Raw genomic sequence first — 20204 nt, forward strand, 5'->3', positions numbered from 1 at the left:
CAGAACCCCCGTGGGGGCGCGGGCTGCCCGGCGAAGGCGGTGTGCCATTTTATTTTTTGCCCCCTGCCCCCCCGCCTCCGCGAGCAAGCCCGCTCCCACGGGTTTCGGGTCAAGTCATGTCAGGCAACCACAACCTGAACCGCGCCCCACCCAGCGGCGAACTTTCAACCGTCAAGGTCCCGCCCTGCGCCTCCAGCGCCCGACGGCTGATGGCCAGGCCCAGACCAAAGCCGCCGGTAGCCCGATCACGACTGCGATCAAGGCGATAGAACGGTTCGAAAATCCGCTCCCGCTCATCATCCGGGATGCCAATGCCATCGTCGTCGACCCAGATCTCGCAACCATCGGGGCTGACCTGCACGCCAATCTGAATGCGTTTTTCGCAATAGCGCATGGCATTGCGCAGCAGGTTCTGGATCGCTCGGGCGGTCAGGCGCGGATCCAGCGTGAAACGTTCGAGCTGACCGTGCAGCAGCACGTCGATGACGATGTCCGGCGAGTCCAGTTCTTCATCGACACTGCCCAGAATGCTGTCGATGAACTCATCCAGCGAAACCTCGACCTGTTCCGGCAACTGCGCCGGGTTCTGCAGGCGGCTGTAGGACAGCAGTTCCAGCACCAGCTCATCCAGTTCGCGAATGTGTGCGACCAGTCCTTGCAGGCGCTCGCGACTGGTCGCCGGCAAATCATCGGACAGCGCCAGGGCCAGACCGAAGTCCAGACGGGTCAGCGGCGTGCGCAATTCGTGGGACACCGCATTCAGCAGGTCGCGCTGCTGGTTGAGCAGATTTTCGATATCGCCGGCCATGGTGTCGAACACGTTGGCCAGGCTGCCGATGTTGGAACTGGCGGGGATCTGCGTGCGCTCGTTCAGGTGGCCCTTGCCGAAGCGTTCGGCAGCGCCCTTGAGGCGCTCCAGATCGCGCCAGTGCGGGCGAATCCACAGCAGCAGGCAGGCGAGCATGCTCGCGCCGATCAGCACGTTGATGCTCCAGTACAACAGATTGACGTCCAGCGGATCCGGCGGTACCACCATTTGCACGGCAACGTCATCGTTCAGCGGCGTGACCGCCAAGGTGCGCCATCCCCAATCGCCGATACGCACCACGTTTTCCCCGGCGCGCAAGCGCACTTGCTCGGGGGCGGTGAACCCGGCGTCGTCGATGCGCGCCAGTGCGATGTGCAGCGGCTGGAAGTCTTTGTCCATCGACTGCGCCAAGGCTGGCCACTGATCCTGTGGCACCGCGTGAAACTGACGGGTGATCAGCGATTGCAGACCGCGCGAGTAGTCGAGGTTGTAGGTGATGAAGCGCTCGCGGAACGCCATGATCACCAGATCCGGCACCAGATAGATCGCCGCGCTGTAGGAGACGATCGTCACCAGATACAGGCGAAACAGGATTCTGAACATCAGCTCAGCATTCCCACTCGGAGCGGCTGAACAGGTAGCCCTTGCCCCATACCGTCTTGATCTTGCGCGCCTCGCCGGCGTGGTCGTCGAACTTGCGCCGCAGCTTGGAAATCGCCACGTCTACCGAACGGTCGGTGCCGTTGAACTCGATGCCGCGCAGGCGTTGCAGGATTTGATCGCGGCTCAGCACTTCCCCAGCATGCCGGGCCAGCACCACCAGCAAATTGTACTCGCCGCTGGACAGTTCCACCGGTTGCTCGCGCCAGGTCACGGTGCGCTCGGACAGGTCGATGCACAGATTGCCCATGACGATCCGGTCATTGACCGTCATCGGTTCACCGAGGCTACTGCGCCGCAGCAAAGTACGCACCCGGGCCAGCAGAACCCGTGGCTCGCAGGGTTTGGTGACGTAATCGTCGGCGCCCATTTCCAGGCCCAGCACCTGATCGTGACTGTCGTCGCGAGCGGTCAACATCAGGATCGGCAGCGTCGCCGAATCGGCCCGCAGCAAGCGGCAGACCTGCAGGCCGTCGAGACCGGGCAGCATCAGGTCGAGGATCACCAGATCCGGCGGATTGATCCGTGCCCGCTCGCGCACGTGATCACCACGGCCGATTACGCTGACGGAATAGCCGTTGCGCTCCAGGTAGCTGGAAATCAGTTCGGCGAGGGCGGTGTCGTCTTCGACCAGGAGGATGTTGGGCATGGGGTGTTCCAAGGAAAGTGCAGTGGCGACTGTTCGGGCCTCATCGCGAGCAGGCTCACTCCTACAAGGTTCGTGTCTGGCACAGTTCCAATGTAGGAGTGAGCCTGCTCGCGATGACGGTTTATCTGTCGCAATAAATTTCAAGGCGTAAAGGATATACGCCCTCACCCGTCCCTGAGTAAAACCCTTACACAATTTCACACAGCGCCTACAAAGCTTCACCGCTACCCTCGGCGTCTGGCCTTAGGATGCGGGCTTCAATATTGGGGGTGGTACATGTCAAAAAATCTTCTGGCCGGGCTCGGCCTGATCGCCGCTGCGCTGTTGGTGAGCGCCTGTGATTCGTCCTCGAAGGCCGAAGAAGAAGCGCCGCCAGCTACCGTGCGCATCGAGACCATCGAGGCCCGCCCCCTGTCGATCAGCAGCGAACTGAGCGGTCGTATCGCCGCCCCGCGCATCGCTGAAGTGCGTGCCCGAGTGGCCGGGGTGGTGCTGCAACGGACCTTCTGTGAAGGCAGCGACGTGAAAAAGGGTGACGTGCTGTTTCGCATCGACCCGGCACCGTTCAAGGCTGATCTCGATAGCGCCGAAGCCGCGTTGCGCAAGGCCGAGGCCAATGCCTTCCAGGCCAGGCTGCAGGAACAACGCTACGCGCAGTTGATCGACGACAAGGCCATCAGCGCTCAGGATTACGACAACGCCCGCGCCAATGCCCGGCAAACCGCCGCCGATGTGGCGGCCAATAAAGCTGCAGTGGAACGCGCGAAGCTGAACCTCGGCTACGCCACCGTCACCGCGCCGATTTCCGGGCGGGTCGGCCGTGCATTGGTCACTGAAGGTGCGCTGGTCGGGCAGAACGAAACCACGCCGCTGGCGCTGATTCAGCAGCTCAACCCGATCTACGCCGACCTTACTCAGTCGACCCGTGAACTCAACGAACTGCGTCGCGCGTTCCGTTCCGGGCAGTTGCAGGCAGTCGGTCAGGATCAGGTCAAGGCCACGCTGATTCAGGATGACGGCAGCCTCTATCCGTTGCCGGGCAAATTGCTGTTCAGCGACATCAGCGTCGATCCGGGCACCGGCCAGATCATTCTGCGCAGCGAGTTCCCCAATCCCGATCTCGACCTGCTGCCGGGCAGCTTCATCCGTGTACGTCTGCAACAAGCCACCGTACAGAACGGCATCACCGTGCCGCAACGTGCGGTGCAGCGTGACAGCGCGGGTATCGCCCAGGTGCTGACCGTCGACGAGCAGATGCGCGTCGCCCAGCAGCCGGTGCAACTGGGCGCGGTGCAGAACGACCGCTGGATCGTCACCGGCGGCCTCAAGCCCGGCGACCGCATTGTCATCGAAGGCCTGCAGCACGCCCGTCCAGGCGAAAAAGTGCAGATCGACGACACCCCTCTTCCACTTGCCCAGACCTCTGGTCAGTAAGCAGGACGCTTTCATATGCCGCAGTTCTTTATCGATCGCCCGGTGTTCGCCTGGGTTGTCGCCCTGTTCATCCTGTTGGCCGGTGCGCTGGCCATTCCGCAATTGCCGGTGGCGCAGTACCCCGATGTCGCGCCGCCACAGATCGAAATCTACGCGGTGTACCCTGGCGCCTCGGCGCAGACCGTCGATGAAAGCGTGGTCAGCCTGATCGAAGAAGAACTCAACGGCGCCGATCACCTGCTGTACTTCGAATCGCAGAGCAGCCTCGGCAGCGCGACGATCAAAGCGACGTTCCAGCCGGGCACTAACCCGGAGCTGGCGCAGGTGGATGTGCAGAACCGCCTCAAAGTGGTCGAGTCGCGCCTGCCGCAGGCAGTCAATCAGCAAGGCCTGCAGGTGGAGAAAGTCTCTGCCGGCTTCCTGTTGCTGATCACCCTGACCTCCAGCGACGGCAAGCTTGATGACGTAGCGCTCAGTGATTATCTGGCGCGTAACGTGATGAACGAAATCAAGCGCATCGACGGCGTCGGCAAGGCGCAGCTGTATGGCGCCGAACGGGCGATGCGGATCTGGATCGACCCACAGAAGCTGATCGGTTTCAACCTGACCCCGGCTGACGTCAACGCCGCCATCGTCGCGCAAAACGCCCAGGTGTCGGCGGGCAGTATTGGCGACTTGCCCAACCCATCCTCGCAGGAAATCACCGCGACCATTCTGGTCAAGGGGCAGTTGTCGACGCCGGAAGAGTTTGCCGACATCGTGCTCAAGGCCAATGCCGACGGCTCCACCGTGCGCATCGGCGATGTGGCACGGGTCGAAGTCGGCAGTCAGGAATACCAGTTCGGCACGCGCCTGAACGGCAAGCCGTCCACCGCCGTCGGCGTGCAACTGGCCCCGGGGGCCAATGCCTTGGCGACCGCCACTTTGATCCGGGCGAAGATGGACGAGCTGTCGCGCTACTTCCCCGCGGGCGTCGAATACAAGATTCCGTACGACACCTCGCCGTTCGTCAAAGTCTCGATCACCAAAGTGGTTTACACCTTGGGCGAAGCGATGCTGCTGGTGTTTGCGGTGATGTTCCTGTTCCTGCAGAACATCCGCTACACGCTGATTCCGACGCTGGTGGTGCCGGTGGCCCTGATGGGCACCTTCGCCACCATGCTCGCGCTGGGTTTCTCGATCAACGTGCTGACCATGTTCGGCATGGTGCTGGCGATCGGCATTCTGGTGGACGACGCCATCGTCGTGGTGGAGAACGTCGAGCGCATCATGGCCACTGAAGGCCTGTCGCCGAAAGAAGCGACGCGCAAGGCGATGAAGCAGATTACCGGGGCGATCATCGGTATTACTCTGGTGCTGGTGGCGGTGTTCATCCCGATGGCGTTCATGCAGGGCTCGGTGGGGGTGATTTACCGGCAGTTCTCGCTGTCGATGGCGACCTCGATCCTGTTCTCGGCGTTTCTGGCCCTGACGCTGACGCCTGCACTGTGCGCCACGCTGCTCAAGCCAATTGCCAAGGGCGAGCACCACGAGAAAAGCGGATTCTTCGGCTGGTTCAACCGCCGCTTCGAGCAACTGACCGATCGTTATCAAGGCTGGGTCGGTTACGCGCTGAAGCGCAGCGGGCGTTATCTGCTGATCTACGGCGTGCTGCTGATCGGCATGGGCCTGTGCTTTGCGCGTCTGCCCTCCTCGTTCCTGCCGGTTGAGGATCAGGGTTACACCATCACCGACATTCAGTTGCCGCCGGGTGCGAGCAAAAACCGTACGGTGCAGGTGGTCGAGCAGATCGAAGCGCACAACGCCAGTGAACCGGGGGTTGGCGACAGCACGGTGATTCTCGGCTTCAGCTTCTCCGGCAGCGGGCAGAATGCGGCGCTGGCGTTTACCACCCTCAAGGACTGGTCGGAGCGCGGCAGCGACGATTCGGCTACGTCGATTGCCGATCGCGCCAATATCGCCCTGAGCCAGATCAAGGATGCCATCGCGTTCGCTGTGTTGCCGCCGCCGGTTGACGGCCTCGGCACGTCGAGCGGCTTCGAATTCCGTCTGCAGGATCGCGGCGGTCTCGGTCACGCGACATTGATGCAGGCGCGCAGCGAACTGCTCGCCGCCGCCGAGAAAAGCCCGGTGCTGATGAACGTGCGCGAAAGCGCGCTGGCCGAAGCGCCGCAGGTGCAACTGGAGGTAGACCGCAAGCAGGCCAATGCGCTGGGCGTGTCGTTCGCTGACATCGGCAGCGTGTTGTCCACCGCCGTGGGTTCCTCCTACATCAATGACTTCCCCAATCAGGGGCGCATGCAGCGGGTAGTGGTACAGGCCGAAGGCGATCAGCGCAGTCAGGTCGATGACCTGCTGAAAATGCATGTGCGCAACAACGCCGGGCACATGGTGCCGCTGTCGGCGTTCGTTCAGGCGAAATGGACGCAAGGCCCGGCACAACTGACCCGATACAACGGTTACCCGGCGATTGCGATTTCCGGCGAACCGTCGCCGGGGCACAGTACCGGTGAAGCGATGGCGGAGATTGAACGCTTGGTCGCTCAGGGGCCGAAAGGTCTGGGTCAGGAGTGGACCGGGCTGTCGTTGCAGGAACGTTTGTCCGGCAGTCAGGCGCCGATCCTGCTCGGTCTGTCGTTGCTGATCGTGTTCCTGTGCCTGGCGGCGTTGTACGAGAGCTGGTCGATTCCGACTTCGGTGCTGCTGGTGGTGCCGCTGGGTGTGCTCGGCGCAGTGCTGGCGGTGACCTTGCGCGGCATGCCCAACGATGTGTTCTTCAAGGTCGGGCTGATTACCATCATTGGTCTGTCGGCGAAAAACGCGATCCTGATCATCGAGTTCGCCAAGAGCCTGTACGACGAAGGTCACGACCTGATCGACGCGACGTTGCAAGCCGCGCGCCTGCGTCTGCGCCCGATCGTCATGACCTCGCTGGCGTTCATCCTGGGCGTGGTGCCGCTGGCCATCGCCACTGGCGCCAGTTCGGCGAGCCAGCAGGCCATCGGCACCGGAGTGATCGGCGGCATGATCACGGCGACGCTGGCGGTGATCTTCGTGCCATTGTTCTTTGTAGTAGTAATGAAGCTCGTACAACGCTTCAGCAAACACCACTGATCCCTGTGGGAGCGGGCTTGCTCGCGAAGGCGTCGTGTCAGTCAGTATTCATGTAGCTGACACACCGCTTTCGCGAGCAAGCCCGCTCCCACAAGGTCATTTGAGCAGTCAAGTCAGTGGTCATCCCGGACGTCGCTGGGCTAAGGTGTCAAAACATCCTGGCCCATCGAGTCCCCATGCGCTTTCTCGCCCGCACCCACCCTCGCCTGTCCGCCGCCGCTTTGGTCGGCCTTGCCACCGGCCTGCTGGTCCCTGCTGACTCCGTCGTCAGCAAAATCCTCATCGGCTGGAACGCCGGCGTCTGGACTTACCTGATCCTGATGTTCTGGCTCGCCACCCGAGCCAAGGCACCGGACGTCAAACGCATCGCCGTCGTCGAAGACGAGAATGCCGGACTGGTGCTGTTCGTGGTGTGTATCGCGGCGTTGGCCAGCCTGGCCGCCATCACCCTGGAACTGGCCGGCACCAAGGATCTGGATACCCATCACAAACTTCTGCATTACGCGTTCACCGCCGTCACCGTCGTAGGTTCCTGGCTGGTGATCGGGGTGATCTTCTGTGTGCACTACGCGCGCCTGTTTTACACCTGGGATGGCAAGGAACCGGCCCTGCGTTTCGCTGAAGGCCTGACCACGCCCAATTATTGGGACTTCCTGTATTTCTCCTTCACCATCGGCGTGGCGGTGCAGACTGCCGATGTCGGCGTGGCTACCCGCGACATTCGCAAGATCGTCCTGGCGCAATCATTGATCGGCTTTGTGTTCAACACCGCGATTCTGGGCTTTTCGATCAATATTGCTGCCGGCCTGTTTGGCTGAGCATTGCGCAGATACTTCAATAACGCTGAGCACCGCCCGTCGGCGCCAAGTTGAAGTACCACGCGCATTCACTTGACGGAGTGTCAGCTTCTGGTGTTTCCTGAAACCGGTTTCAGCGCCATCGCGGCGCATGAAACGAATAAATCCAATAATAGGTTTCAGACCGTGAACGACTTCTCCGCCGCCCAGCGCAGCCGCGTGACCATGCTTGATGTTGCCGAACGCGCCGGCGTATCCAAGGCCAGCGTCTCGCGCTTCATCGGCGACGACCGCGCCCTGCTCTCCGATGCCATCGCCTTGCGTATCGAGCAGGCGATCAGTGAGCTGGGTTATCGCCCGAACCAGATGGCCCGTGGTCTGAAACGCGGGCGCACGCGCCTGATCGGCATGCTGGTGGCCGATATCCGCAACCCTTATTCGATTGCCGTGATGCACGGGGTGGAAACCGCCTGCCGTGCGCACGGCTACAGCCTGGTGGTGTGCAACACCGACCGCGACGACGAGCAGGAGCGCCAGCATCTGGCGCTGTTGCGCTCGTACAACATCGAGGGGCTGATCGTGAACACCCTAGGCCATCACCGTGACGAACTCCACGAGTTGCACCGGGAAATGCCCTTGGTGCTGGTGGACCGCAAGGTCGATGGCCTCGACAGCGACATGGTCGGGCTGAACAATCCGCAGGCGGTCGAGATGGCCCTGACGCACCTTGAGCAGCGCGGCTATCGCGATGTGTTGCTGGTGACTGAGCCGTTTGACGGCACCAGTTCGCGGATCGAGCGGGTCAGCAGTTTTCAGACGCAGATCGCCCAGCGCTCCGGGCTGACCGGGGCCGTGTTGGAAACCAGCGACGCACTCGCCACTCATCTTCAAATCTTTTTGGACACACCGGCGACCGGGCCGAAAGCACTGTTCTGCGCCAATGGCGTGGCAGCGTTGGCTTGTACCCTGGCCTTGCGCGAAATCGGTTGCCGATTGTTCGAGGATGTCGGGCTGATTGCCCTGGATGATCTGGATTGGTACCCGTTGGTCGGCAGCGGAATTACCGCCCTCGCCCAGCCGACAGCCGAGATTGGCGCGCGGGCGTTTGAATGTTTGCTCAAGCGTTTGCGGGGGGATGTCGAGGTAGCGCGCAGAGTGGATTTTGCGCCGGTGCTGATTGAGCGCGGTTCTACCCGAGGATCTTTGCGGTGACTGTTATGGCGCCATCGCGAGCAGGCTCACTCCTACAGGGGGGGGGCATTCCAAATGTAGGGGTGGGCCTGCTCGCGGTGGCGCCCGGACGCCCCGCGGAGGTCAATCAGATTTTTTTGAACAAAAATGAAACCGGTTTCAGAGGTAGATAACAATGAATAAACCTGCCGTTTCCATCAGCCTGTCCAGCTACGGCGCCGAGCTTGTGCGCCAACGCGGGCAGGACTTCTTCATCGATGTGCTGGCCGCCGCTGGCGCTGATCGCATCGAATGGCGCGAAGAGCTGCTGACCCGCGAAGTGCCCGAGCAACTGCAAGCCGCCACTCGGGCGCAGGGACTGCAAAGCATCTATTCGTCGCCGAGCGAACTGTGGCTCGCCGGTCAGGCGCGGCCCAATCCCGAGCTGATCAACGCCCTGCAACACGCAGAGGCATTCGGCTCGAAATGGCTGAAAGTCTCGCTCGGTTACTTCACCGACAACTGTGATCTGCAAGTGCTGAAACAACTGCTGGGCAACAGCCCGGTGCAGTTGCTGGTGGAAAACGACCAGACCTTGCAGGGCGGCCGCATCGAGCCGTTCCAGCATTTTTTCGCGGCGGTGGAGCAGCATGATTTGCCGATCAAGATGACCTTCGACATCGGCAACTGGCAGTGGCAAGACCAGTCCGCCGCCAACGCCGCACGCCTGCTCGGACGCCACGTCGGCTACGTGCACTGCAAAGCCGTGGCCCGCCGCGCCGACGGCAAACTGGTCGCCGTGCCGCCCGCCGTCAGCGACCTGCATTTGTGGGAACAACTGCTGCGGCACATGGCCCAAGGCGTTATGCGTGCCGCCGAATACCCGTTGCAGGGCGATGATCTGGTGGCGTTGACCACGGAACACGTCGCCGCCCTCGCCCGCCTTGGTCAATCGCGCCTGGAGCCTGCCCATGTCTGACATCGATATTCTGTCGTTCGGCGAAACAATGGCGATGCTGGTCGCCGAGCAGACCGGTGATCTGGCTGCAGTCGAGCATTTTCACAAACGCATTGCCGGCGCCGACAGCAATGTGGCGATCGGCCTGTCGCGGCTGGGTTTCAACGTCGCGTGGCTGAGCCGGGTCGGCGCCGATTCCCTCGGACGTTTCGTGGTCGAGACCTTGATCAAGGAAGGTCTGGATTGCAGTCACGTCGCGGTCGATCACCAGCACCCGACCGGTTTCCAGTTCAAGTCGCGTAACGACGACGGCAGCGACCCGCAGGTCGAGTATTTCCGCCGTGGCTCGGCGGCCAGTCGTCTGTCCGTGCAGTCGATCACCGATACCTTGCTCAGCGCCCGTCACCTGCACGCCACCGGGATTCCACCGGCACTGTCAGCCAGCGCTCGGGAAATGTCGTTCGAGCTGATGACACGCATGCGCCATGCCGGGCGCAGCGTGTCGTTCGACCCCAATCTGCGCCCGAGCCTGTGGGCCACCGAGCAAGAGATGATCCGCGAGATCAACCGCCTCGCTGCCCTCGCCCACTGGGTGCTGCCGGGCTTGAGCGAAGGTCGCTTGCTGACCGGGTTCGAAGATCCGGCGGACATCGCGGCGTTTTATCTCGATCAGGGCGCCGAAGCCGTGGCGATCAAGCTTGGGCCGCAAGGTGCCTATTACCGCACGCATCTGGATCAGGGTTTTGTCGCCGGGGTGCCGGTGGCCAACGTGGTCGACACCGTGGGTGCGGGTGATGGCTTTGCGGTCGGCATGATCAGTGCCCTGCTGGAGCATCAGAGTTTTGCCGAGGCGGTGCAACGCGCGAACTGGATTGGCAGTCGGGCGGTGCAGAGTCGTGGGGATATGGAGGGGTTGCCGACCCGGTCCGAACTCTCCGCTGAATTCGAGGCCGCTGATCGCGAGCAGGCTCACTCCTACATTGGATCTCCGCCAGTCACAGCTGCAGCGGCAAACACATAACCCTTGTAGGAGTGAGCCTGCTCGCGATGAGGCCCGCTCAGACAACCGATTCATTGAACCTGCTGCGACAAAAACAACAAGCTCAGGAGCAACACCATGAAAACCGCAACCCTCGCCACCCGCCGCTGGTGGTACATCATGCCGATCGTGTTCATCACCTACAGCCTGGCGTATCTCGACCGCGCCAACTACGGCTTTGCCGCCGCCTCCGGCATGGCTGCCGACCTGATGATCACCCCGGGGCTGTCTTCATTGCTCGGCGCGCTGTTCTTCCTCGGTTACTTTTTCTTCCAGGTACCGGGAGCGATCTACGCGCAGAAGCACAGCGTGAAAAAGCTGATCTTCTTCAGCCTGATTTTCTGGGGCGGCCTCGCCACCCTGACTGGCGTCGTGTCCAACGCCTACTGGCTGATCGTGATCCGCTTCATGCTCGGTGTGGTAGAAGCCGCGGTGATGCCGGCGATGCTGGTTTACCTGTGCCACTGGTTCACCCGTGCCGAACGCTCGCGGGCCAACACCTTCCTGATCCTCGGCAACCCGGTAACGATGCTGTGGATGTCGGTGGTTTCGGGCTATCTGGTGCAGCACTTCAGCTGGCGCTGGATGTTCATCATCGAAGGTTTGCCGGCGGTGATCTGGGCGTTTATCTGGTGGAAGCTGGCCGATGATCGTCCTGCTCAGGCCAAGTGGCTGAGCGAACAGGAAAAGCACGACCTGGAAAGCGCTCTCGCCGCCGAACAGGTCGGGATCAAAGCGGTGAAGAACTACGCCGAAGCGTTCCGCTCGCCGAAGGTGATCATTCTGGCGCTGCAGTTTTTCTGCTGGAGCATCGGCGTCTACGGCTTTGTGCTGTGGTTGCCGTCGATCCTCAAGGCCGGCGCACAAATGGACATGATCGAGGCCGGGTGGCTGTCGGCGCTGCCGTATCTGGCGGCGGTGATCGGCATGCTCGCGGTGTCGTGGGGCTCGGACAAACTGCAGAAGCGCAAACGCTTCGTCTGGCCGCCACTGCTGATCGCCTCCATTGCGTTCTACGGTTCCTACGCCTTGGGCGCGGAACATTTCTGGTGGTCGTACACACTGCTGGTGATCGCCGGTGCCTGCATGTACGCACCTTACGGGCCGTTCTTCGCCATCGTTCCGGAGATCCTGCCGGCCAACGTCGCCGGCGGTGCCATGGCGCTGATCAACAGCATGGGCGCGCTGGGTTCGTTCGGCGGCTCGTATCTGGTCGGCTATCTGAACAGTTCCACCGGTTCTCCCGGTGCTTCGTACCTGCTGATGAGCGGCGCGTTGCTGCTGTCGGTGGTGCTGACGATTTTTCTCAAGCCTGGCGCCAGTGATCGTGTCGTGGCCAAAGCCGTAGTCACGCGTCCCGTGCCGGCGCATTCCTGAAGAGATTTTTGCCCATGAAAAAGCAAGTCGTGCTGTACAAGAAACTGTCGCCAGCGCTGATGACGCGTCTGCAGCAACAGTGTGAAGTAACGCTGATCGAAAGCCTCGACGCCGACGGCCTGATGAAGCTACGCGACGCCCTGCCCGGCGCCCACGGTTTGCTCGGCGCCAGCCTGAAACTCGACGCCGCGCTGCTCGATCTGGCGCCGCAGCTTGAGGCCATCGCCAGTGTCTCAGTGGGTGTCGACAACTACGACATCGACTACCTGACCCGGCGCAAGATCCTCCTTAGCAACACCCCGGACGTGCTCACCGAAACCACCGCCGACACCGGTTTCGCGCTGATCCTAGCCACGGCCCGGCGCGTGGTGGAACTGGCGAACATGGTGCGCAGCGGCCAGTGGCATCGCAACATCGGCCCGGCGCATTTCGGCACCGATGTACACGGCAAGACCTTGGGCATCATCGGCATGGGCCGCATCGGCGAAGCGCTGGCGCAGCGCGGGCATTTCGGTTTTGGCATGCCGGTGCTCTATCACAGCCAGTCGCGCAAACCGGCAGTCGAGACGCGTTTTGCGGCGCAGTACCGCAGCCTGGAAGCGCTGCTGCAAGAGGCCGATTTCATCTGCCTGACCCTGCCGCTGACTGCGCAGACCGAAGGCCTGATCGGCGCCGAGCAGTTTGCGCTGATGCGCCCCGAGAGCATCTTCATCAATATCTCGCGCGGCAAAGTGGCGGATGAAGCGGCGCTGATCGACGCGTTGCGCCACCAGCGGATTCGCGCAGCGGGGCTGGATGTGTTCGAGCGTGAGCCGCTGAATCATGATTCGCCGTTGTTGCAGCTGAATAATGTGGTGGCAACCCCGCACATGGGTTCGGCAACGCATGAGACGCGGGAGGCGATGGCGCGGTGTGCGGTGGACAATCTGCTGGCGGCTTTGGCTGGGGAGAAGCCGGTGAATCTGGTGAATCCGGTGGCTTGGCAGGGCTGAAAAATGCGCTGAATGGCAGATTGCATTCGCGAGCAAGCCCGCTCCCACAGGGTTCGGTGTGTACAGATAACATTATGTACACACCCATCCACTGTGGGAGCGGGCTTGCTCGCGAAGAGGCCAGTTCAGGCAACACAACACTGTCAGGCACTACGCGCCTGCAACAGCTGCACCGCACACAACGCAATCCGCGCACAGGCATCCGCCAGCTGCACCCGATCCAGCACCAGCCCGATACGAATATGCCCCGCCGCACTCGGCCCGAACGCTTCGCCAGCCAGCACAGAGACCCCATAACCTTCCAGCAAGCGCTCGGCAAACCCCTGCGCGCCAAACCCGGTCTGGCGCACATCGACCATCACGAACATCCCGCCATCAGGGCGGATCGGTTGCAACCCCGGGCAACCACGCAAGCGCTCGCACACCAGATCGCGGCGCAACCGATATTCCTCGCGCATCTGCGTCACCTCCGGCAGATCGCTTGCCAACGCGACCTCCGCTGCTTTCTGCACGAAATCCGGCAGACCGAAGAGCATGCTCAATGACAGGTTCACCAGATGCTCGGCCAGCACCTTCGGCCCGATCGACCAGCCAATGCGCCAGCCGGTCATGGCGTGGGATTTCGACAGGCTGTTGATGGTCGCCGTGCGTTCGGCCATGCCCGGCAGACTCGCCGGGCTGATGTGCTCGCCCTCGTAGAGCAGATCGCTGTAGACCTCGTCACTGATCAGCCACAAATCGTGGCGCACGCACAGCGCCGCCAGCTCTTGCCAGATCAGCAGCGACAGGCTCGCGCCGGAAGGATTATTGGGACTGTTGAGCAACATCGCGCGGGTCTTCGGCGTGATCCGCGCGGCGACATCGGCGGGGTCAACGCGAAAGCCGTTTTCCGGCCGAACCGGCACCGGCACCACCGTCGCGCCGCACGCGCCGAACACCCCCTCGTAGGTCACGTACATCGGCTCGGCGACGATCACTTCGTCACCCGGATCCAGCAGGCATTGCGCGACCGAATACACCGCGCATTGCGCGCCGGGCAGCACGATCACGTGCTCGGCATCCACCACCTGACCGCTGCGCCGCTGGTGGCGGGCGGCGATCAATTTGCGCAGCGCCAAGCGACCACGCACTTCGGAATAATGCGTATCGCCGGCCAGCAGACTGTCAATGGCGCCATGAATGATCGGCAGCGGCGTATCGAAATCCGGATCCCCCACGCTCAGCAGCAGGATATCGACCCCCTCGGCGCGCAGCTCCAGCGCTCGGTCATGAATCTGCCAGGCTGCGGCTCCCTCCCCGGCGATTCGTTGGGTCAAGGCTGAATAACGCATGCACGTCTCCTGATTGCGCGGTCTCCAGCCTTCACCCTAGGTCAAATCACAAAGCGCGCCACCATCGCATTCAAATCCACCGCCAGACGCGACAGTTCATGGGTCGCAGCGCTGGTCTGGTTGGCCCCGGCGGCGGACTGCGTGGCCAGATCACGGATGTTGACCAGGTTGCGATCAACTTCACGGGAGACCTGCGCCTGTTCTTCCGAGGCGCTGGCGATCACCAGGTTGCGCTCGTTGATCTGGTGGATCGACTGGGTGATTTGCTCCAGCGCCACACCCGCAGCGCGGGCCATTTCCAGAGTGGTTTGGGTACGCTGGTTGCTTTGCTGCATCGACGAAACCGCTTCGCCGGTGCCGTTCTGGATGCCGGCGACCATTTTTTCGATTTCCTGAGTCGATTGCGCGGTGCGATGGGCCAAGGCGCGTACTTCGTCCGCCACCACCGCAAATCCGCGTCCGGCCTCACCGGCACGCGCTGCTTCGATCGCCGCGTTGAGGGCCAGCAGGTTGGTCTGTTCGGCGATGGCGCGGATCACATCGAGCACCTTGCCGATGTCGCGGCCCTGCGCGGCGAGGCCTTCGATCATTTGCGCAGTGCTCTGCACGTCATGGGTCATGGTCTGGATCGCGTCGACGGTTTTCACCACTTGATCGCGACCTTCACGGGCGGCCTGGGTCGACTGGTTCGAGGCTTCGGACGTCGACACCGCGTTGCGTGCGACTTCTTCCACAGCGGCGGTCATTTCGTTGACGGCGGTGGCGGCCTGTTCGATCTCGTTGTTCTGCTGTTGCAGGCCACGGGAGGCTTCTTCGGTGACCGCGCTCAGCTCTTCGGCCGCCGCGCCCAACTGAGTCGCGGAGCCGGCGATCTGTTCGATGGTTTTGCGCAGGTTGATCTGCATCGTGGACAGGGCTTGCAGCAGTTGGGTGGCTTCGTCTTTGCCGTCGACTTCAATCGACTGGGTCAAGTTGCCGCCAGCGATGGTTTGCGCAGCCTGTACCGCACGGTTCAACGGGGTGACGATGCTGCGGGTCAGTAGCAGGGCCAACACGACCGTGGCGAGCGCGGCGACAACGGCAACAACGATGATGCCGGTAATGGCGCTGTCGTAATGCTCACCGGCCTGGGTGGAGGCGACTTTCGCACCCGCCGCGTTGATCGCGATCAGCTTGTTGAGTTGCTCGCCCATCTGGTCGGTGCCGTCCTTGATCCGCGTGTTGATCAAGGTGCGCATCTCGTCGACCTTGTCCTGACGCGACAGCTCCATCATCTGGTTTTGCGCTTGCAGGTAGTTGTCGAGCGTGGTCGCGAACGTCTGATACAACGCACGCTCTTCGCTCTCCGCCGGCAACGCGGCGTAACTGGTCTGAGCACTGCGCACCTTGTCCACCAGCACGCCGATGCGTGTTTGCGCCTCTTGCAGACCTGCCGGGTCGCGGTTGACCAGAATCCGGAACGACAGAATCCGCAGGCGCAGAACGTTTTCCGTGACCACGCCAAGGTAGGTGACGCTGGGCAGTTGGTTGGTATCCATGTCGATGGAAGCCTGGCGGATGGTCGACATACGGTTGACGGCGAACACACCAAGGACAATCACCAGCAAGGCGATAAAGGCAAAACCGAGGAAGGCACGGGGCGCGATATTCAGGTTACGCAAGGACATGGTTGGACTCTCGGATAGAGGTAACTGCGAGCGTCCTTGCCATCATCACTGGACCTTGGGGCGGGTTCAGTGTGGCGTCACTGTTCGAGGGAATCTGTGTGCGCCTGATCTCTGTATCGGCGGGGCTTTAGGAAGATTTGGTGTAAAGCGAAAATATTTTTCAAGGTGTTTCACCACTGAAACACCTTGACACTAACCCTCTGTGGAGAGGGGATGTATCCCCTCTCCACAAAATCTTCAGGAAGTCAGTCATTGAGTTTGGCCATCTGCCAGACCCGGGCGATGTCAGTCGCCCGTTCGCGCAACAAGCGTGGAGCTTCGGCACAGGCCTGCTCCAGGGTCATCGGGCCGCTGGTGACGGCGAATGCGGCGTCGATGCCGTGCTCGTAGAGTTCCTGATAACCCTCACCCAAGGTGCCGGCGATGACGATCACCGGCACGCCGTGCTGCTTGGCAATTCGCGCCACGCCGAACGGGGTCTTGCCGCGCAGGGTTTGCGCGTCGAACCGCCCTTCTCCCGTGATCACCAGATCGGCGCCGTTGACCGCTTCAGCCAACCCCACCAACTCGGCCACCACTTCCACGCCGGCCTGAAATTGCGCGCCAAGAAACGCCTTGGCCGCAAAACCCAATCCCCCCGCCGCACCACTACCCGGCTCATCGCGAACGTCCTTGCCCAACGCTTGCGCGCAGAGCTCGGCGAAGTGTCCCAGCGCCTGATCCAGTTGTTGCACCTGTGCCGGTGATGCGCCTTTTTGCGGGCCGAAAATCGCCGAGGCACCGTGCGGGCCGCACAGCGGGTTGTTGACGTCGGCGGCGATGTCGAAGCGCAAGTGGGCCAGACGCGGATCGAGCTCGCTCAAGTCCAGTCGCGCCAGTTGTGCCAGCGCCAAGCCGCCCGGCACCAATGGCTGCCCCTGCGCATCGAGCAATTTCACCCCGAGCGCCTGCATCGCGCCGGCGCCGCCGTCGTTGGTGGCGCTGCCGCCAATCGCCAGAATCACCCGTTGCGCGCCGGCATCCAGCGCGGCGCGAATCAGTTCGCCGGTGCCGAAAGTGCTGGTGATGCAGGCATCGCGTTGCCCCGTAGGCACTAATTGCAAACCACTGGCCTCGGCCATTTCGATGATCGCGGTGTGATTGTGTGGCAACCAGCCCCACGCGGCGTCGACCGGCGCACCCAGCGGCCCGCGTACTCGGGTGCGGCGCAGTTCACCCTCGCATGCGGCGAGAATCGATTCCACCGTGCCCTCGCCGCCGTCGGCCATCAGGCATTTGACCAGTGTTGCTTGCGGCCAGACTTGCGCCAACCCCAGCGCAATGGCTTCGGCAACGCCTTGGGCACTCAGGCTGTCCTTGAACGAATCGGGGGCGATGACGATCTTCATGCGAATTCTCCAGTTCCAATGCACCTCATGCTGCCAGTCGGCCTGCGCATTGACGCCGGTCCGCTGCACAAGCGCGGTGGGCGTTTATTGTTCATTTCTACAAAAGCCTTGGGGATGAATGTTGTGGCCCTATCGCGAGCAGGCTCACTCCTACAATTGGAATGCGTTCCCCTGTAGGAGTGAGCCTGCTCGCGATGGCGTCTCTGAAAACACCCGATCAACTCGGGTCAGTCTGCGGCAGCAATTGCACCCCGAGATATAGCGCCAGCATCCCGTCGAGCTTCAGCGGATCTACCCCGCTCAACTCGGCAATCCGCTCCATCCGATAACGCAAGCTGTTGCGATGAATGCCCAGCGCATCGGCGCAGGCCTGGCTCTGCCCGTCGTGTTCACACCAACTGCGCAGGGTCGCGAGCAACTGGCCGTTACCGTCCTTGGCAATCACTTTGCGCAACGGTTTGAGCAGTTCATCCAGCGCGTCGTCATTGCGATGGCGCCAGAGCATCACCGGCAAGCGATAGCGATTGAGCGTCAGCAGTCGCAATTGCGGCAGCACTTCCCGGCCATAAGCCAGCAGATCGCCAACCCGCCGATAACAGCGGCGTAACCCGGCCAGCCCATCCGCCTGCCCACCCACAGCGATGCGCAGAATGTTCCAGCCCAGGCCATCAAGCTTTTCCAGCAGGCGATCATGCTCAACCGTTTGACTTGCGGGTCGGCACCACAGCAGCGACGACTTGGCCGAACTCACGCACCAGCTGTCCGGATAGCGCGAGGTCAACCACGCGCTCAGCGCCTCGACGGTCTGCCCCGGCCCATGCTCCAGACCCAGTTCGAACAGATACGGCACCCGAGTCAATTGCGGCTTGAGCCCCAGTTGCTGCGCCTCATCGACCAGCCGCGGCGAGTCGCCGGCTTCGCTCAACAGCAACGCCAACAGGTCGTCGCAACGCTGGCGCCGCCATTGCTGCTCGGCCTGCTGGTTGCGCTGACCGACGAGCATTTCGGCGGTCATGCGCACCAGCTCGGCATAGGTGCGCAGTTGCTCCGGTTCGCCGGTAATACCGAGCACGCCGATCAGGCGTTGATCGAGCATCAGCGGCAGGTTGATCCCCGGCTGCACGCCCTTCAAGTGCACGGCGGTTTGTGCATCGATCTCTACCACCCGCCCGTTGGCCAGCACCAGTTGCGCACCTTCGTGACGGGTGTTGATGCGCTCCGGCTCGCCGCTGCCAAGGATCAGGCCCTGGCTGTCCATGACGTTGACGTTGTAGGGCAAAATGGCCATGGCCCGGTCGACGATATCCTGAGCGAGGTCGTGATCGAGTTCGAACATGATCGGCAAAATCCTTAAGCAACGGCGGCGGACGGTTGTTCACCCGCACAGGGTCTGGCGGCAAACCCTGTGCTCAGGCACAAAGACAATCCGGCCACAGGTGGCCGAGACTCTCGGGGCGATCAACGTTAACCTGTGCATCGCAAAAAATCATAATAAAGAGAGAGCCGCTATGTCGCAGAGCGCCGCAGCTACCCAGACCATCGACGACGGTAAAAACGCCGTCTACAAACGCATCACCCTGCGTTTGATCCCCTTCATCTTCATCTGCTACCTGTTCAACTACCTCGACCGGGTCAACGTTGGCTTCGCCAAACTGCAGATGCTCGACGCATTGAAGTTCAGTGAAACCGTATACGGCCTCGGTGCCGGGATCTTCTTCATCGGCTACGTGCTGTGCGGCGTGCCGAGCAACCTGGCGCTGACCCGATTCGGCCCGCGCCGCTGGATCGCGCTGATGATGATCACTTGGGGCACGCTGTCGACCTGCCTGTTGTTCGTCACCACCCCGACCCAGTTCTACACCCTGCGCCTGTTCACCGGTGCGGCCGAAGCCGGGTTCTTCCCGGGTGTGGTGCTGTACCTCTCGCAATGGTTTCCGACGTTCCGCCGTGGACGGATCATGGCGCTGTTCATGTCGGCGATCCCGGTTTCGGGGTTGCTCGGCAGCCCGTTCTCCGGCTGGATCCTCAATCACTTCGCCGCCGGGCAAGGCGGACTGGCCGGCTGGCAGTGGATGTTCCTGCTGCAAGGCATCCCGACCGTAATCCTCGGCGCCCTCGCCTATTTCCTGCTCAGCGACAGCTTCGCCAATGCCAAGTGGCTGAGCCCGCACGAGCGCGCGGTGCTTGAGGCGGATCAGGCCGAAGACCTGGCGAACAAACCGAAAACCACCTCGGACTCGCTGCTCGCGGTGTTCAAGAACCCGGCGATCTGGGCTTTCGGCCTGATCTACTTCTGCATCCAGAGCGGCGTGTACGCGATCAACTTCTGGCTGCCGTCGATCATCAAGAACCTTGGCTTCAGCGACAACCTGGTGATCGGCTGGCTGAGTGCAATCCCCTATCTGCTGGCGGCGGTGTTCATGCTGCTGGTCGGGCGTTCGGCGGACTTGCGCAAAGAGCGTCGCTGGCACTTGGTCGTACCGATGCTGATGGGCGCGCTCGGTCTGCTGATCGCGGTGAACTTCGCCGCCAACCCGGCTATCGCCATTCTCGGCCTGACCATTGCCACCATGGGCGCGCTGACCGGTCTGCCGATGTTCTGGCCGGTGCCGACCGCCCTGTTGAGCGCAGGCGCCGCGGCCGGTGGTCTGGCGTTGATCAACTCGATGGGGCAGATGGCCGGCTTCCTCAGCCCGTACCTGGTGGGTTGGGTCAAGGACAGCACCGGTTCGACCGACGCGGCGTTGTATTTGCTGGCGGGTGTGATTGTCGGCGGCAGCTTGCTGGCGTTGCGCATGACGCGGACGCTGCGCGCGTAAT

The 20204-nt window shown here is 62.1% G+C and carries 14 protein-coding genes and 1 pseudogene; 9 read left to right on the forward strand and 6 right to left on the reverse strand.

Annotation, left to right across the window (positions count from 1 at the left end; translation table 11 throughout):
- Positions 1-109 precede the first annotated feature (109 nt).
- Both LVD08_RS05110 and LVD08_RS05115 read right to left on the reverse strand, forming a co-directional pair.
- On the reverse strand, positions 110-1411 hold the full coding sequence (locus tag LVD08_RS05110) for an ATP-binding protein (RefSeq protein ID WP_027611982.1): 1302 nt from the start codon (positions 1409-1411) through the stop codon (positions 110-112).
- 4 nt (positions 1412-1415) lie between these two features.
- Positions 1416-2117, reverse strand: a complete 702-nt coding sequence (locus LVD08_RS05115) for a response regulator transcription factor (protein ID WP_003224662.1) — start codon at positions 2115-2117, stop codon at positions 1416-1418.
- Positions 2118-2393: 276 nt separating this feature from the next.
- Between LVD08_RS05115 and LVD08_RS05120 the strand changes: the two genes are divergently transcribed.
- From LVD08_RS05120 to LVD08_RS05155, 8 genes and pseudogenes are all read left to right on the forward strand, one after another.
- The gene (locus LVD08_RS05120; protein ID WP_247267626.1) at positions 2394-3551 is read left to right on the forward strand and encodes an efflux RND transporter periplasmic adaptor subunit; all 1158 of its coding nucleotides are present in this window, start codon (positions 2394-2396) and stop codon (positions 3549-3551) included.
- A gap of 15 nt (positions 3552-3566) precedes the next feature.
- Positions 3567-6665, forward strand: a complete 3099-nt coding sequence (locus LVD08_RS05125) for an efflux RND transporter permease subunit (protein ID WP_247267627.1) — start codon at positions 3567-3569, stop codon at positions 6663-6665.
- A gap of 176 nt (positions 6666-6841) precedes the next feature.
- On the forward strand, positions 6842-7483 hold the full coding sequence (locus tag LVD08_RS05130; RefSeq protein WP_027611985.1) for a DUF1345 domain-containing protein: 642 nt from the start codon (positions 6842-6844) through the stop codon (positions 7481-7483).
- Between the two features lie 165 nt (positions 7484-7648).
- Entirely contained in the window at positions 7649-8674 is a 1026-nt protein-coding gene (locus LVD08_RS05135) for a LacI family DNA-binding transcriptional regulator (protein ID WP_342453834.1), read from the forward strand.
- Between the two features lie 154 nt (positions 8675-8828).
- Positions 8829-9611 (forward strand): sugar phosphate isomerase/epimerase, encoded by a 783-nt coding sequence (locus LVD08_RS05140; protein ID WP_247267628.1) that lies wholly within the window; start codon positions 8829-8831, stop codon positions 9609-9611.
- The gene (locus LVD08_RS05145; RefSeq protein ID WP_247267629.1) at positions 9604-10611 is read left to right on the forward strand and encodes a sugar kinase; all 1008 of its coding nucleotides are present in this window, start codon (positions 9604-9606) and stop codon (positions 10609-10611) included. Before LVD08_RS05140 ends, LVD08_RS05145 begins: the two co-directional genes overlap by 8 nt.
- 96 nt (positions 10612-10707) lie before the next feature.
- A pseudogene (locus tag LVD08_RS05150) lies at positions 10708-11999 on the forward strand (MFS transporter); the annotation flags it as partial.
- Positions 12000-12020: 21 nt separating this feature from the next.
- Positions 12021-12998 (forward strand): 2-hydroxyacid dehydrogenase, encoded by a 978-nt coding sequence (locus tag LVD08_RS05155; RefSeq protein ID WP_247267631.1) that lies wholly within the window; start codon positions 12021-12023, stop codon positions 12996-12998.
- Between the two features lie 143 nt (positions 12999-13141).
- On the opposite strand, the gene LVD08_RS05160 is transcribed toward LVD08_RS05155, so the two are convergent.
- The 4 genes from LVD08_RS05160 to LVD08_RS05175 all read right to left on the reverse strand — a co-directional run bounded on the left by LVD08_RS05160 (position 13142) and on the right by LVD08_RS05175 (position 18720).
- Positions 13142-14329 carry a pyridoxal phosphate-dependent aminotransferase gene (locus LVD08_RS05160; RefSeq protein ID WP_096797430.1) on the reverse strand — a complete coding sequence of 396 codons (1188 nt, stop codon included), beginning with the start codon at positions 14327-14329 and terminating at the stop codon, positions 13142-13144.
- A gap of 41 nt (positions 14330-14370) precedes the next feature.
- Entirely contained in the window at positions 14371-15996 is a 1626-nt protein-coding gene (locus LVD08_RS05165) for a methyl-accepting chemotaxis protein (RefSeq protein ID WP_247267632.1), read from the reverse strand.
- A 245-nt stretch (positions 15997-16241) separates the two neighbouring features.
- A complete protein-coding gene (locus LVD08_RS05170) occupies positions 16242-17384 on the reverse strand; it encodes a glycerate kinase (protein ID WP_247267633.1) in 1143 nt (380 codons plus the stop codon).
- A 217-nt stretch (positions 17385-17601) separates the two neighbouring features.
- Complete coding sequence (locus LVD08_RS05175) at positions 17602-18720, reverse strand: sugar diacid recognition domain-containing protein (protein ID WP_247267634.1); 1119 nt, start codon at positions 18718-18720, stop codon at positions 17602-17604.
- 172 nt (positions 18721-18892) lie between these two features.
- Between LVD08_RS05175 and LVD08_RS05180 the strand changes: the two genes are divergently transcribed.
- Complete coding sequence (locus LVD08_RS05180; RefSeq protein WP_027611996.1) at positions 18893-20203, forward strand: MFS transporter; 1311 nt, start codon at positions 18893-18895, stop codon at positions 20201-20203.
- Position 20204: the final 1 nt, after the last annotated feature.

It is taken from the genome of Pseudomonas sp. YL2 (genome assembly GCF_023063025.1).
GTDB classification, from domain to species: Bacteria; Pseudomonadota; Gammaproteobacteria; order Pseudomonadales; family Pseudomonadaceae; genus Aquipseudomonas; species Aquipseudomonas putida_A.

Coding starts and splice junctions, on each gene's coding strand:
- LVD08_RS05175 (WP_247267634.1), bottom strand. CDS start 18,720: ATGTTCGAACTCGATCACGACCTCGCTCAGGATATCGTCGACCGGGCC.
- LVD08_RS05120 (WP_247267626.1), top strand. CDS start 2,394: ATGTCAAAAAATCTTCTGGCCGGGCTCGGCCTGATCGCCGCTGCGCTG.
- LVD08_RS05155 (WP_247267631.1), top strand. CDS start 12,021: ATGAAAAAGCAAGTCGTGCTGTACAAGAAACTGTCGCCAGCGCTGATG.
- LVD08_RS05110 (WP_027611982.1), bottom strand. CDS start 1,411: ATGTTCAGAATCCTGTTTCGCCTGTATCTGGTGACGATCGTCTCCTAC.
- LVD08_RS05170 (WP_247267633.1), bottom strand. CDS start 17,384: ATGAAGATCGTCATCGCCCCCGATTCGTTCAAGGACAGCCTGAGTGCC.
- LVD08_RS05160 (WP_096797430.1), bottom strand. CDS start 14,329: ATGCGTTATTCAGCCTTGACCCAACGAATCGCCGGGGAGGGAGCCGCA.
- LVD08_RS05165 (WP_247267632.1), bottom strand. CDS start 15,996: ATGTCCTTGCGTAACCTGAATATCGCGCCCCGTGCCTTCCTCGGTTTT.
- LVD08_RS05145 (WP_247267629.1), top strand. CDS start 9,604: ATGTCTGACATCGATATTCTGTCGTTCGGCGAAACAATGGCGATGCTG.
- LVD08_RS05130 (WP_027611985.1), top strand. CDS start 6,842: ATGCGCTTTCTCGCCCGCACCCACCCTCGCCTGTCCGCCGCCGCTTTG.
- LVD08_RS05140 (WP_247267628.1), top strand. CDS start 8,829: ATGAATAAACCTGCCGTTTCCATCAGCCTGTCCAGCTACGGCGCCGAG.
- LVD08_RS05115 (WP_003224662.1), bottom strand. CDS start 2,117: ATGCCCAACATCCTCCTGGTCGAAGACGACACCGCCCTCGCCGAACTG.
- LVD08_RS05125 (WP_247267627.1), top strand. CDS start 3,567: ATGCCGCAGTTCTTTATCGATCGCCCGGTGTTCGCCTGGGTTGTCGCC.
- LVD08_RS05180 (WP_027611996.1), top strand. CDS start 18,893: ATGTCGCAGAGCGCCGCAGCTACCCAGACCATCGACGACGGTAAAAAC.